The organism is Moraxella nasicaprae, assembly GCF_025643275.1.
GTDB lineage: Bacteria > Pseudomonadota > Gammaproteobacteria > Pseudomonadales > Moraxellaceae > Moraxella > Moraxella nasicaprae.
In genome coordinates this window covers 1,517,006-1,531,544 of sequence record NZ_CP089977.1, presented here as the reverse complement: position 1 = coordinate 1,531,544, position 14,539 = coordinate 1,517,006, and the positions used below count along the sequence as shown (strand labels likewise).

Below are 14,539 nucleotides of genomic sequence, written 5' to 3'. Positions count from 1 at the left end.
TCTTCATTATACCTTAATTTATTCATTTGTACGACCTTAATTTATCCCAAACCAAAACCCCCTCCATCATCCGACAGAGGGGGTTTTATTAATAAGGTGCTGACGATGACCTACTCTCACATGGGCGAACCACACTACCATCGGCGCTAAGACGTTTCACTTCTGAGTTCGGGAAGGGATCAGGTGGTTCCATCTTGCTATTGTCGTCAGCGTAAAAGGATTAACAACGCTGCTTATGAGTCTGTTATTTTATTTTTCAATTTAAAGCATTGACTAAATCAAGATTAAGGTAATCATTACACTTTATCATACAACACTGTCAGTGATTTAAACCACTTGGGTGTTGTATGGTCAAGCCAAACGAGCAATTAGTATTGGTTAGCTACACATGTCACCATGCTTCCACACCCAACCTATCAACGTCGTAGTCTACAACGGCTCTTTAGGGAAATCTAATCTTGAGGTGGGCTTCCCGCTTAGATGCTTTCAGCGGTTATCCCATCCGAACATAGCTACCCGGCAATGCGACTGGCGTCACAACCGGAACACCAGAGGTTCGTCCACTCTGGTCCTCTCGTACTAGGAGCAGATCCTCTCAAATTTCCAACGCCCACGGTAGATAGGGACCGAACTGTCTCACGACGTTCTAAACCCAGCTCGCGTACCTCTTTAAATGGCGAACAGCCATACCCTTGGGACCTGCTTCAGCCCCAGGATGAGATGAGCCGACATCGAGGTGCCAAACACCGCCGTCGATATGAACTCTTGGGCGGTATCAGCCTGTTATCCCCAGAGTACCTTTTATCCGTTGAGCGATGGCCCTTCCATACAGAACCACCGGATCACTAAGACCTACTTTCGTACCTGCTCGACTTGTGGGTCTCGCAGTTAAGCGCGCTTTTGCCTTTATACTCTTTGGACGATTTCCGACCGTCCTGAGCGCACCTTCGTACTCCTCCGTTACTCTTTAGGAGGAGACCGCCCCAGTCAAACTACCCACCATACATTGTCCTTGATACTGTTATATCTAAGTTAGAACCCCAACATAACCAGGGTGGTATTTCAAGGATGGCTCCATAGGAACTGGCGTCCCTACTTCAAAGCCTCCCACCTATCCTACACAAGTTAGGTCAAAGTTCAATGTAAAGCTGTAGTAAAGGTTCACGGGGTCTTTCCGTCTAGCCGCGGGTACACAGCATCTTCACTGCGATTTCGATTTCACTGAGTCTCTGCTGGAGACAGCGCTGCCATCATTATGCCATTCGTGCAGGTCGGAACTTACCCGACAAGGAATTTCGCTACCTTAGGACCGTTATAGTTACGGCCGCCGTTTACTGGGGCTTCGATCAAGAGCTTCGCTTACGCTAACCCCATCAATTAACCTTCCAGCACCGGGCAGGCATCACACCCTATACGTCCACTTTCGTGTTTGCAGAGTGCTGTGTTTTTAATAAACAGTTGCAGCAGCCTGGTATCTGCGACTGCCAACAGCTCAAAGAGCAAGTCTTATCACCATCGGCAGCGTACCTTCTCCCGAAGTTACGGTACCATTTTGCCTAGTTCCTTCAGCAGAGTTCTCTCAAGCGCCTTGGTATTCTCTACCTGACCACCTGTGTCGGTTTCGGGTACGATTTCTTTATGACTATCGCTTAGAAGCTTTTCCTGGAAGCATGGTATTTGCCACTTCGCTAGTAAACCTAGCTTGCTATCAGATCTCAGTAATAGCCTAGCGGATTTGCCTACTAAGCCTACCTACATCCTTCCACCTGGACAACCAACGCCAGGCTGACATAACCTTCTCCGTCCCTCCATCGCATCATAAACAAGTATCGGAATATTAACCGATTTCCCATCGACTACGCCTTTCGGCCTCGCCTTAGGGGTCGACTCACCCAGCCCCGATTAACGTTGGACTGGAACCCTTGGTCTTCCGGCGAACGGGCTTTTCACCCGTTTTGTCGTTACTCACGTCAGCATTCGCTCTTGTGATACCTCCAGCACACCTTACGATGCACCTTCACAGGCTTACACAACGCTCCCCTACCACTTAATTGAAACAATTAAATCCGCAGCTTCGGCTCCTAGTTTGAGCCCCGTTACATCTTCCGCGCAGGCCGACTCGACTAGTGAGCTATTACGCTTTCTTTAAAGGGTGGCTGCTTCTAAGCCAACCTCCTAGCTGTCTGTGCCTTCCCACATCGTTTCCCACTTAACTAGGAATTTGGGGCCTTAGCTGGCGGTCTGGGTTGTTTCCCTCTTGACGACGGACGTTAGCACCCGCCGTCTGTCTCCCGGATAGTACTCTTGGGTATTCGGAGTTTGCATCGGTTTGGTAAGTCGGGATGACCCCCTAGCCGAAACAGTGCTCTACCCCCCAAGGTATTCGTCCGAGGCGCTACCTAAATAGCTTTCGGGGAGAACCAGCTATCACCGAGTTTGATTAGCCTTTCACCCCTATCCACAAGTCATCCCCTACCTTTTCAACGGGAGTGGGTTCGGTCCTCCGGTGCCTGTTACGGCACTTTCAACCTGCTCATGGATAGATCACTCGGTTTCGGGTCTATACCCTGCAACTATGTCGCCCTATTAAGACTCGGTTTCCCTACGCCTCCCCTACACGGTTAAGCTTGCTACAGAATATAAGTCGCTGACCCATTATACAAAAGGTACGCCGTCACGGAACAAGTCCGCTCCGACTGCTTGTATGCACACGGTTTCAGGTTCTATTTCACTCCCCTAACAGGGGTTCTTTTCGCCTTTCCCTCACGGTACTGGTTCACTATCGGTCAGTCAGGAGTATTTAGCCTTGGAGGATGGTCCCCCCATCTTCAGACAGGATTTCTCGTGTCCCGCCCTACTTAATATGTCGCATTTGCAGTTTCGCATACAGGACTATCACCTACTATGGTTGGCTTTCCCACGCCATTTTGCTACTACAAGTTTGATCGGCTCCTCCCCGTTCGCTCGCCGCTACTTGGGGAATCTCTATTGATGTCTTTTCCTCGGGGTACTGAGATGTTTCACTTCTCCCGGTTTGCCTCTTATCCAAAGGATAAGATAACCAACTTAGGTTGGTTGGGTTTCCCCATTCAGAAATCGCCGGGTCACAGGATATTGCCACCTCACCGACGCTTATCGCAGGCTATCACGTCTTTCATCGCCTCTGACTGCCAAGGCATCCACCATGTGCACTTCATTACTTGACCATACAACCCCAAGTAGTCTTGGTGTTATAAGGGTAATGTGTAACGATTTACCTATGTTTACGCTTGATTCAGTTCTCTTTACTTTAAGTAAGTACATTTTGGGGTGTACTTACTATGGTAATTTATTTGTTGGAATTAAATAAATTACCCAGACTCATAATCATGTTGTTAAATAATGTTCATAAACTTCGTCAGCTTATAAGATGTTTTTATGCTTTATATTAAAGCATAAAGAAGAAATCTTATCAAGATTGCTTTTTTATGTTTTAATATGGTGGAGTTAAGGAGAGTCGAACTCCTGACCTCCTGCGTGCAAGGCAGGCGCTCTACCAACTGAGCTATAACCCCATTTAAATGGTGGGTCTAATAAGACTTGAACTTATGACCCCCGCGTTATCAACACGGTGCTCTAACCAACTGAGCTATAGACCCGTTTTAAACATCTTACTAAAGAACAACTTGTTGTGGATTCTTACCAATCAGATAATCTCGTTAAGGAGGTGATCCAGCCGCAGGTTCCCCTACGGCTACCTTGTTACGACTTCACCCCAGTCATCGACCCCACCGTGGTGATCGCCCTCTTGCGTTAGGCTAACCACTTCTGGTGAGATCAACTCCCATGGTGTGACGGGCGGTGTGTACAAGGCCCGGGAACGTATTCACCGCAGCATTCTGATCTGCGATTACTAGCGATTCCGACTTCATGGAGTCGAGTTGCAGACTCCAATCCGGACTACGATTGGCTTTTTGAGATTAGCATCACATCGCTGTGTAGCAACCCTTTGTACCAACCATTGTAGCACGTGTGTAGCCCTGGTCGTAAGGGCCATGATGACTTGACGTCGTCCCCGCCTTCCTCCAGTTTGTCACTGGCAGTATCCTTAGAGTTCCCACCCGAGGTGCTGGTAACTAAGGAAAAGGGTTGCGCTCGTTGCGGGACTTAACCCAACATCTCACGACACGAGCTGACGACAGCCATGCAGCACCTGTATTCTAATTCCCGAAGGCACTCTCGCATCTCTGCAAGATTCTAGATATGTCAAGACCAGGTAAGGTTCTTCGCGTTGCATCGAATTAAACCACATGCTCCACCGCTTGTGCGGGCCCCCGTCAATTCATTTGAGTTTTAACCTTGCGGCCGTACTCCCCAGGCGGTCTACTTATTGCGTTAACTGCGTCACTAAGTCTTCAAGAGACCCAACGACTGGTAGACATCGTTTACGGCGTGGACTACCAGGGTATCTAATCCTGTTTGCTACCCACGCTTTCGCACCTCAGTGTCAGTATGATGCCAGGAAGCTGCCTTCGCCATCGGTATTCCTCCAGATCTCTACGCATTTCACCGCTACACCTGGAATTCTACTTCCCTCTCACCTACTCTAGTTATCCAGTATCAGATGCAGTTCCCAGGTTAAGCCCGGGGCTTTCACATCTGACTTAAATAACCACCTACGCGCGCTTTACGCCCAGTAATTCCGATTAACGCTTGCACCCTCTGTATTACCGCGGCTGCTGGCACAGAGTTAGCCGGTGCTTATTCTGTGGGTAACGTCAGGGCTAATGGGTATTAACCACTAGCTTTTCCTCCCCACTTAAAGTGCTTTACAACCAAAAGGCCTTCTTCACACACGCGGCATGGCTGGATCAGGCTTTCGCCCATTGTCCAATATTCCCCACTGCTGCCTCCCGTAGGAGTCTGGGCCGTGTCTCAGTCCCAGTGTGGCTGATCATCCTCTCAGACCAGCTACAGATCGTCGCCTTGGTAGGCCTTTACCCCACCAACTAGCTAATCCGACTTAGGCTCATCTAATAGCGAGAGCTTACGCCCCCTTTCACCCGTAGGTCGTATGCGGTATTAGCTATCCTTTCGGATAGTTATCCCCCACTACTAGGCAGATTCCTAAGCATTACTCACCCGTTCGCCACTAGGTATCAGGAGCAAGCTCCCTAACCTCGTTCGACTTGCATGTGTTAAGCCTGCCGCCAGCGTTCAATCTGAGCCATGATCAAACTCTTCAGTTTAATCTTGTTTTGCCTACTTGATATTTACTTAAAAAGTAAAATAAAAAGTTAGGACTTTTTATTTGGCTCATTTATTATTACTAGCAAAATTTGCTCATCGTGTAAATGAATTAACTTTGAGTATTTTTACTGTACTTAATAAATGATAATATATATTATCGATTATCTTGTATTCGTAAAAATCCACACAAGTTGTTCTTTAGATTTGATTTTAAATAGTTTGAAGTTAAGCTATCGTCTAGCGTTTAACTTAGGTCGCCTATTATATAGGCTTTAAATCTTTTGTCAAGCATTTTTTGCAAAATTTTCAAAAATTTTTTATTTTAAAACTTTTGAAGTTTGCAAGCAAACAATATTTGGTTATTTACTGTTAAGTAAATAGCTAAGTTATTGATTTAAAAGCAGTTTTTTGTTTGCTGCTCTGCTTGAGTGGTGCGTATTATAGGGGGTAATATTTCACTTGTAAAGTGGTTTTTTTGGGGAAATGGGAGAAAGTTTGTAGGTTGTTGATTTTGTTTGGGTTTTTATTTTGATATTTTACTTGTAAGCCACCCCATATTTTGCTATCCTAGCATTATATTCATACCAAAAGGACTTGCCAATGCAAATCACATCTTATTTTTGCTCACATATTTGGACTTATCCAAAATAGTTTTTGGAAAGTTTTGTATGAGATGCAACCTATTATTTACCCCCAGTTTCATAGCAAGTCTTCTTTTTGTCGGCACAGCACAGCTTATTGTTGCATCATCAACCTATTTTATTGCCACTCTCGCCAAAAGTGTCACAGATGGCACTTTATCCATACCTCATCTTGTTGGCTTTGTCGCATCTTTAACACTTGTCTTAATACCACTTTATTTTGCCAGTATATTCTTAGAAAAAGCCAAGTTTGATTCATTGACTTGGTATAATACCTTATTTGACAAGCATTTTTTGGGGAAATCTTGTCATTATAATAACCACGAATTAAAACAAACCGCAACTGCCATGCTTGCCCAAGAAAGCAAACATACCATTGATGATAGCTTGCTTGGTGTTTTTGATATGGTAACACTGCTGCTTAATGTTGGGTTTAATCTTATTGTGATTGCTTGGATGTTAGATGGATGGATTTTGGTAGGTTATGGCGTAGGTATGATATTTGCCATAAGTGCTGTGCATTTGTTTAGAAATAAACTTAGCAATCTTGCCAAAACCGCTCAGGCATCTCGGCTTGTGCTGATGTCAGGACTGTCAAAGGTGTGGGACAATGTGATTATTTTTAATAAATACAATTACTTACGCCATAACCAAACTTTAATAAATAAACTTAATCAAGCCAAAACCGACAGCATACACGCCAAATCCATGCGGCATTTTAGTAGTAATGTAGGCATGCTTATTTTACTTGGGTGTGTACTGACAGCAAGTGGCGTGTTATTTTGGCAAAATCAGGCAGATGTGGCGATGCTTGCCATGCTTGTTGCGACCCTGCCACGCCAAATTCAAATGCTACAAATGAGCCATGAGCTTATCAGCTATCGGGCAGAAATCAGCACGCTTATGGCTCGACTTGATGGGTTGATTGAACTGTTTGACACACCCAACGCCACACTTGATAAATACATCAAAAAAGACAAGATTTTTATTAAACAGACCAATCAAGTCTTTGATTTTGACGACTTTATAAAAAATCCGCCCAGCACAGGACGCATTACCCTAGTTGGCGATAACGGCGTGGGCAAATCCTGCGTGCTTTTAGCTTTAAAGGAAAGGCTTGACAAGCGTGCTTATTATTTACCCGCCAAGCATGAGTTGATTTTTGACAACCTTGATGGTTCAACAGGACAGCGGACTATCCGTGAAATTGATGAGCTAACAAGTGATGACACACCCATATTACTTCTTGATGAATGGGACGCTAATTTGGACAGCGTGAACACAAAGATGATTCATTCCAAATTGGATAAAATCAGTCAAACAAAGCTTGTGGTCGAAGTTCGTCACTAGTTTGAACTTATGGCTTGTTTAATCAACCTAGCCAAATCCATCACATCATCAGGTGTGGTGTCAAAACTACACATCAAGCGACACACGCCCTCTTGCCAATCATAAAAAGCATAATGTTGGCGAACTTGGTCTGCTGTATTTTTAGGCAGGTGCACAAAAACCGCATTGGATTCTACTTTATATAATATAGGTACACCAATGACATTTAATTCATCTGCCAACAACTGTGCCATCTGATTGGCGTGTGTACTCAGCGTGCGATACAAATCTTTTTCAAGCATACACACCAGCTGTGCAGAGATGAAACGCATTTTTGACGCTGTTTGCATATTCATCTTACGCAAAAACTTCATCTGGTCGCCCAACACGCCTTTTACATCAATCAAACATTCGCCAAACATCAGACCATTTTTTGTACCGCCAAGCGATACCATATCCACGCCTGCCTTAGTAATCATTTCTTTAAAATTGGTTTGCAAAAAACTCACGGCATTAGACAATCTGGCACCATCAACAAATAATTTCATACCATAGTAGTGAGCCGTATCTGCAATCTTGGCAATCTCATCAATGGTGTAGCAAGTGCCACATTCTGTGGTCTGACTGATATAGACAACGGCTGGCTGGGGACGGTGTTCGCTACCAAAACCATGTGCTTGGGTCTGAATCAGCTCTGGGGTCAGTTTGCCATCTGGCGTGGGTATCGTCCATAGCTTAAACCCACCAACCGCTTGCGGTGCATTGCTTTCGTCTTGGTTAATATGTGCAGATTCGGCACAAATGACCGAACCAAATCTGGGCATCAAACTTTGTAAGCCCAAAACATTCGCCCCTGTGCCATTAAACACAGGATAGCCAACCGCTTGCTTGCCAAAATGCTCACTGATTAACACATCAAGCCTTGCTGTGTATTCATCATAGCCGTAGGCGGCAGTATGCCCAACATTGGCATTCATCAATGCTTGCATAATCTCTGGGTGAACCCCTGAATAATTATCAGAAGCAAAATGCTTTTTTGTTAGATTTGTTTGCATAAACCACCTTTTTAATTAAAACCGTATGAATTAGCAGTCACATCAATGCGCACGCTTTTGACGCAAGACAAAGATTGCAATGATTTAGTATTGTATGTTGTTTCACGGTTTTTGTCTATGGAATTGATGATGATTGTGATTATTATGATTATTTTATCAAGCCCATCAAAGACAAATGATGTCAGCTTTTATCAAATTTTGGCAAAGATTGCACAAATCACGCATTTAAAGGCGGTTGAATGTGCGATTTATGATGTTATTGCAAGAAAATTTTGTTATAATTTGAAGTTTTTAGCTAATCTGATTTTTTTATTTTAAATTAAGGCAATATTATGGTCGCAATCACTCTACCTGATGGTAGCATCAGAGAATTTGACAAAACAACCACCGTGATGGAAATCGCCCAAAACATCGGTGCAGGCTTAGCAAAAGCCACCATCGCAGGGCGTGTCAATGGCAAACTTGTGGACGCTTGCGACCCCATCACCACAGACGCCACCGTCTCTATCATCACCGCCAAAGACAAAGAAGGTGTCGAAATCATTCGCCATTCCTGTGCTCATCTTCTAGGTCATGCGGTCAAACAACTGTACCCAGAAGTAAAAATGGTCATCGGTCCTGTCATCGAAGATGGCTTTTATTATGACATTTACAGCCCTCGCCCATTTACACCAGAGGACATGAAAGCCATCGAAGAGCGTATGAAACAGCTCATCGACCAAGACTATGATGTCATCAAAAAAATGACTCCAAGAGATGAGGTGATTGCTACTTTTAAAGCTCGTGGCGAAGATTATAAGCTGCGTTTGATTGATGATATGCCTGATGAGACACACATGGGTCTGTACTATCATCAAGAATACATCGATATGTGTCGTGGTCCGCATGTGCCAAACACTCGTTTCCTAAAAGCATTTCAACTGACCAAAATGAGCGGTGCTTACTGGCGAGGAGACGCCAAAAACGAACAACTACAACGCATCTATGGCACAGCATGGGCAGACAAAAAAGAGCTTAAAGCCTATATCCAACGCATCGAAGAAGCCGAAAAACGAGACCACCGCAAAATTGGTAAGGCTCTAAACCTATTCCATCTACAAGAACAAGCCCCTGGCATGGTGTTTTGGCACCCTAATGGTTGGACGATTTATCAAGTGCTTGAACAATACATGCGAAAAGTCCAACAAGAAAACGGCTATCTTGAAATCAAAACGCCACAAATCGTGGACAGAAGCCTATGGGAAAAATCTGGACACTGGGAAAACTATGCTGAAAATATGTTTACCACCAGCTCAGAAAACCGTGACTATGCCATCAAGCCAATGAACTGCCCTTGCCATGTGCAAGTATTCAATCAAGGGCTAAAATCCTATCGTGATTTGCCTCTTCGTTTGGCAGAATTTGGTTCATGTCATCGCAATGAGCCATCAGGTGCGTTGCATGGCATCATGCGTGTGCGTGGCTTTGTACAGGACGATGCACACATTTTTTGTACACACGCCCAAATCCGTGATGAAGCCCAAGCATTCATCAAGCTAACTCTTGATGTTTATAAAGACTTTGGCTTTACCGACATTGTGATGAAGCTGTCCACTCGCCCCGAAAAACGAGTCGGTGCTGACCATCTTTGGGACGATGCCGAAAAAGCTTTGGCTGATGCCTTAGACACCGCAGGTCTTGCTTGGGAATTGCAAGAAGGCGAAGGTGCATTTTATGGTCCAAAAATTGAATTTAGTCTAAAAGACTGCTTGGGTCGTATGTGGCAATGTGGTACTTTGCAACTAGATTTTAACCTGCCAGAACGCCTAGACGCTGATTTTATCAACGAAAATGGCGACAAAGAACGCCCTGTAATGTTGCACCGTGCGATTTTGGGCTCATTTGAACGCTTCATTGGTATCTTGATTGAGCAATACGCAGGTCTATTCCCTGCTTGGCTTGCTCCAACCCAAGCTGTGGTGATGAACATTACTGACAAGCAGGCTGATGCTTGTGAAGAAGTGGTCGCCACCCTAAAAGCCAAAGGATTTAGAGTCATCAGCGATTTGCGTAACGAAAAAATCGGCTTTAAAATCCGTGAACGCACCCTTGAACGCATTCCTTTCATGCTGGTGCTTGGCGATAAAGAAGTGGAAACAGGCACAGTCAATGTGCGTACTCGTGAGGGCGAAAACTTAGGCAGTATGCCACTGGATGACTTTATGGCTATCCTACAAAAAGCCATCGACAAAAAAGGTCAAGTTGAACAAAAAGCAGAATAATCTGCCAACTCCATCAAAAAAAACGCCAATCAACTCGGTTGGCGTTTTTTTTATTTTTTTAAATTATCCAAAGAGAGACTTTTTTTAATAATTTGCGATAGAATACAAGCAATCATTCTAATTGGTTCAATTTTAGGACAAGCAAGTATGAAAAAAATCGCTTTGGCAACATTTGCCACTTTAGCTTTTAGTGTATCGGCTCACGCATCAGACCCTCATGCCGAATGCTATGTCGCCGACCCCACAGGAACACCCTTAAAATATCGCTCCGCCCCTTATGGCAAAGTACTTGGCACACTAAAAAATGGTACAAGACTTTTTATCATGAGCAAATACAATTATCAAAAAGATAAAAACGGAAAGCCTTGGGCTTATGTTGAAAAACCAGATGACCCATTTCACACAAATAGTAAGCATTTTGAAGGCTGGGTTTATCTAAAATACTTAAACTGCACCGTCTATCATTACTACCATTAAACTCTAAAAAATCCACTCAGTTGTGTAGGGTGGGCTTAGCCCACCGATTTAAGTATAAGCTATTGAATTTGTTGGGTTTTATTTCACAACCTAGGGCAGATTTTTATTTTTTAAATTATCCAAAGAGAGACTTTTTTTTTTTTTTAATAATTTGCGATAGAATACGACTTATCCCATTTATTAAAGGAAAAATAATGAAAACATTTAAAATTGCTTGTATTGCAAGCTTATTTTCATTAACCCTTGTTGGTACAGCCAATGCTTGCTATGTTGCCGACCCGACAGGCACGCCACTAAAATACCGTGCAGCCCCCTATGGCAAAGTGCTTGGCACTTTTAGAAATGGTACTTATTTAAGCATCTCTGGCTGGCAAACCGACCGCAACGGCAAAGCTTGGGTACAAGCCTACCACCCATACACTGGCAAATATTATGGTTGGGTATATTATAAATATCTTGCTTGCTAAAACCAATCTCATAATGGATTGATTGACCAAAGGTCAGCCCATCTCTTAATCCGCCCAAAAACACGGGGTGGATTTTTTTATTTTTAAAATTAGCCAAAGAAGGACTTTTTTTTTTTTTAATATTTTCAGATAGAATAATTACTCTAATTTCTTTTATGGATAGGTAAAAATTTATGAAAAAGTCCATCATCGCTCTACTTGCCACTCTTGCCATCAGCACTTCTGCTTATGCTGAGACCTGCAAAGTCACCGACCCGACAGGCACACCGTTAAACGCCAGAGCCACACCAAACGGTAAAATCATCGGCAAAGTCAGAAATGGCACAATGGTCTATATTGACAACTATGACTATGACCGCAAAGGTCGCCCTTGGGCATTGGTCTTTAATGCCAGAAACGGCAACTATATCGGCTGGGTATTTCGTGAATTCATCAGTTGCTACTAATTGATAGAGTTTGATAAAAAATCAAGTCAAATTGACTTGATTTTTTTCTGATGATGAAAATGTCATTCTTTGTGTCGCCATTGTTACACAAAAAACTTGCCCATGATAATGCTTTATGCCATAATAAAGTATATTGTTTCAACATTCTTATAAAAGGAATTATTATGCGTTCCCAGCAAGGTTTCACTTTGATTGAGCTGATGATTGTGATTGTCATCATTGGCGTGCTTGCCATGTTTGCCATTCCCCAATTTCAAAACCGCACTATCTCAGCCCAAGTCAATCGTGTGATTATGGAAACCAGTCAGCTGCGTACTGCGGTCGAGCTGTGTCAAGTTCAGGGAATTACCGAGACTGATAAATGTAGCGATACTAAAATCAGCAGCGAGCTTATCAAAGATGGCAATCCTGAAATCAGTCTGGATAAGGATTCGCCAAGTATTAAAGCAACTTTTGACCCAAACAATGCCGCCACCGCTCTACACGGCAAGCAAGTCATCTGGAAAAGGATTGCCGACAAAGGCTGGCAATGCACCACTGATGTGGAAGAAAAATACAGCATCAAAGGTTGTAACACAACACCTACCCCCACTGCACAATAATAGACATCTGTTATATTTAAGGAAGTTATCATGAGACAAGCCGTTTTTATTTTAGCAAGCATGGGTATTTTGGGTGGTTTGACAGCGTGCAGCTCGTCAGGATTGGATGCAGGACTGCACGTTCCGTATCATGCACCGCTCTTTTTAAATCAGACCAAGCAATCAGACTTAAATAAACTTAACATCAATGGCAAAACCATTGAGCTTGTACCAAGTAGTCATCTAAACCATCGTGATTTTTATATCGCTGATGACCGTGCTGTTGGTACATTTTTAAAGTATGCCCGATTTGGCTATGTCGATAATCATCTATTTACCAGCGGCATTAAAGCAAGCGACCTACCTACTTTTGGTACATTTGTTTATACAGGTCGTGCCATTCATCAACAAAACAACAAGCAAACCCAAGAATATGCTCGCTTTAATGTAGATTTTGGCAATAAAACCATCACAGGTGGTATCGGTCTTCGTGGAGAGATTCTGCCACTTCAAGCAAGGCTAGACCAAGATTCATTTAGTGGCACTAACAATGGTGTTAAAATGGAAGGTAAACTCTTTGGCTTGGGTGGTCTTGAAATGGCTGGCTACTACTATAATAGCAACGAATCTATCTCTGGTGCATTTGGGGCAGCACGATAAATTTGTGACAGTAGTCCAGATGATGTATCAAGTAAGATAGCGGTTTTGACATCAAATCAAAACCGCTATTTTTATCCCTAGATAGACCTTAAAAAAAACAGCTCAGCTTGGATTTGCTTGATATGCTACCAGCTTTTATCGCCCACCATCATCACAACACCCCAAGACCAATGCCAACCAGATATTCATGAATAAAAAAACACCACAATGATGGTGCTTTTTTTTATTTCTAAGATGATACTAGCTATCTAGCAATGCCTGTGCTTGTGCCAAATCCAGCGTTCCTTCATAAATAGCACGCCCTGTAATCGCCCCAAGCAGATACCCATCATAAGGCTTTAATGCTGCCAAATCATCGAGATTGGTTACTCCACCCGATGCAATGACAGGCAATCCGCTATATTTGGCAAGTTCAACCGTCTGCTCAATATTCACACCCTGCATCATGCCATCTTTGGCAATATCAGTATAAACAATGCTTGATACGCCAGCATCGGCAAATCGTTTGGCAAGCTCTGTTGCTTTCACATCGGTGACGGTTGCCCAGCCATGTGTCGCCACCATACCATCTTTGGCATCAATGCCCACAATGATATGTCCTGCAAACTCACGACAAGCCAACTCCACAAATTCTGGCTCTTCCACCGCCTTAGTACCAATGATGATATAACTTAGTCCTGCTGATAAATAATGCTCAATCGTGCTAAGACTACGCACCCCACCGCCCAACTGAATGGGTAGATTTGGGTGATTTTTGGCAATGGCTGTTACCACCTCTTTATGAACGGGCACGCCATCAAACGCCCCGTTCAAATCCACCAAATGCAAGCGTCTTGCCCCCTGTGCAATCCATCTATCTGCCATTGCCACAGGGTCATCGCCAAACACCGTATCATCTTCCATACGCCCTTGTTTTAGTCGGACGCATTTACCATCTTTTAGGTCAATCGCTGGAATGATTAGCATTGTTTTTTCCTTGTTTGTTTTCATTGTATGAATGGCTTGATGACATCATTGATTTTGAATGACTTGTTCTACCTGCTGCATTTTCTTGGCACGAGCTTCTGCACGCTTAGCAGCTTTTTTGGCACGGGCTTCGGCTCGTTTTGCCTTGCGTTCGGCTCGCTTGGCTTGTCGTTCAGCTTTTTTGGCGGCACGGTCGGCACGAGCTTGGGCTTTATCAGCTTTGATGGCAGACTTGTCAGCTTTGGCATCGGCTTTTTGTGATGAGATGACTGCTTTTTCGGCATCATCAACGATTTGTGCTTGCTCTTGGGTGCTGGCAATCGCTTTGGCAGCTTCCAACTTGGCAGGCAGCTGTGGAGTGGTTGTGGTACAGGCAGTCAATATCAATAAAATGGGTAAACTGGCTGCTGCTAAAATTTTTTGCATG

General features: G+C 43.8%; 10 protein-coding genes, 2 tRNA genes and 3 rRNA genes. 7 read left to right on the top strand and 8 right to left on the bottom strand.

Annotated features, from left to right (window positions below; all coding sequences use genetic code 11):
• Window positions 1-97 precede the first annotated feature (97 nt).
• From rrf to LU297_RS07105, 5 genes are all read right to left on the bottom strand, one after another.
• Window positions 98-211 (bottom strand): 5S ribosomal RNA (gene rrf / locus LU297_RS07125).
• Between the two features lie 136 nt (window positions 212-347).
• Window positions 348-3,206: ribosomal RNA gene (locus tag LU297_RS07120) — 23S ribosomal RNA — on the bottom strand.
• A gap of 272 nt (window positions 3,207-3,478) precedes the next feature.
• Window positions 3,479-3,554: transfer RNA gene (locus LU297_RS07115), tRNA-Ala, on the bottom strand.
• Between the two features lie 7 nt (window positions 3,555-3,561).
• Window positions 3,562-3,638, bottom strand: a tRNA-Ile gene (locus tag LU297_RS07110).
• A gap of 61 nt (window positions 3,639-3,699) precedes the next feature.
• Window positions 3,700-5,228: ribosomal RNA gene (locus tag LU297_RS07105) — 16S ribosomal RNA — on the bottom strand.
• The 16S, 23S and 5S rRNA genes sit together here with 2 tRNA genes alongside, the layout of an rRNA operon.
• Window positions 5,229-5,897: 669 nt before the next feature.
• Here LU297_RS07105 and LU297_RS07100 point away from each other — a divergent pair.
• A complete protein-coding gene (locus LU297_RS07100) occupies window positions 5,898-7,220 on the top strand; it encodes an ABC transporter ATP-binding protein (RefSeq protein ID WP_263075845.1) in 1,323 nt (440 codons plus the stop codon).
• Here the strand turns inward: LU297_RS07100 and LU297_RS07095 are convergent.
• On the bottom strand, window positions 7,217-8,254 hold the full coding sequence (locus LU297_RS07095) for a threonine aldolase family protein (protein ID WP_263075844.1): 1,038 nt from the start codon (window positions 8,252-8,254) through the stop codon (window positions 7,217-7,219). The genes LU297_RS07100 and LU297_RS07095 overlap by 4 nt on opposite strands.
• 332 nt (window positions 8,255-8,586) lie before the next feature.
• On the opposite strand from LU297_RS07095, the gene thrS reads away from it, so the two are divergent.
• From thrS to LU297_RS07065, 6 genes are all read left to right on the top strand, one after another.
• A complete protein-coding gene (gene thrS, locus LU297_RS07090; protein ID WP_263075843.1) occupies window positions 8,587-10,515 on the top strand; it encodes a threonine--tRNA ligase in 1,929 nt (642 codons plus the stop codon).
• A 147-nt stretch (window positions 10,516-10,662) separates the two neighbouring features.
• Entirely contained in the window at window positions 10,663-10,992 is a 330-nt protein-coding gene (locus LU297_RS07085; RefSeq protein WP_263075841.1) for an SH3 domain-containing protein, read from the top strand.
• Between the two features lie 194 nt (window positions 10,993-11,186).
• Complete coding sequence (locus tag LU297_RS07080) at window positions 11,187-11,459, top strand: hypothetical protein (protein ID WP_263075839.1); 273 nt, start codon at window positions 11,187-11,189, stop codon at window positions 11,457-11,459.
• A gap of 173 nt (window positions 11,460-11,632) precedes the next feature.
• Complete coding sequence (locus tag LU297_RS07075; RefSeq protein WP_263075838.1) at window positions 11,633-11,905, top strand: SH3 domain-containing protein; 273 nt, start codon at window positions 11,633-11,635, stop codon at window positions 11,903-11,905.
• A 164-nt stretch (window positions 11,906-12,069) separates the two neighbouring features.
• The gene (locus tag LU297_RS07070; protein WP_263075837.1) at window positions 12,070-12,507 is read left to right on the top strand and encodes a pilin; all 438 of its coding nucleotides are present in this window, start codon (window positions 12,070-12,072) and stop codon (window positions 12,505-12,507) included.
• Window positions 12,508-12,537: 30 nt separating this feature from the next.
• Window positions 12,538-13,146, top strand: coding sequence for a transferrin-binding protein-like solute binding protein (locus LU297_RS07065; protein WP_263075836.1), 609 nt, complete (start codon window positions 12,538-12,540; stop codon window positions 13,144-13,146).
• A gap of 240 nt (window positions 13,147-13,386) precedes the next feature.
• On the opposite strand, the gene hisA is transcribed toward LU297_RS07065, so the two are convergent.
• A complete protein-coding gene (gene hisA / locus LU297_RS07060; protein ID WP_263075835.1) occupies window positions 13,387-14,112 on the bottom strand; it encodes a 1-(5-phosphoribosyl)-5-[(5-phosphoribosylamino)methylideneamino]imidazole-4-carboxamide isomerase in 726 nt (241 codons plus the stop codon).
• Window positions 14,113-14,157: 45 nt separating this feature from the next.
• Window positions 14,158-14,538: a hypothetical protein gene (locus LU297_RS07055; RefSeq protein ID WP_263075834.1), complete on the bottom strand. Its 381-nt coding sequence runs from the start codon at window positions 14,536-14,538 to the stop codon at window positions 14,158-14,160.
• Window position 14,539: the final 1 nt, after the last annotated feature.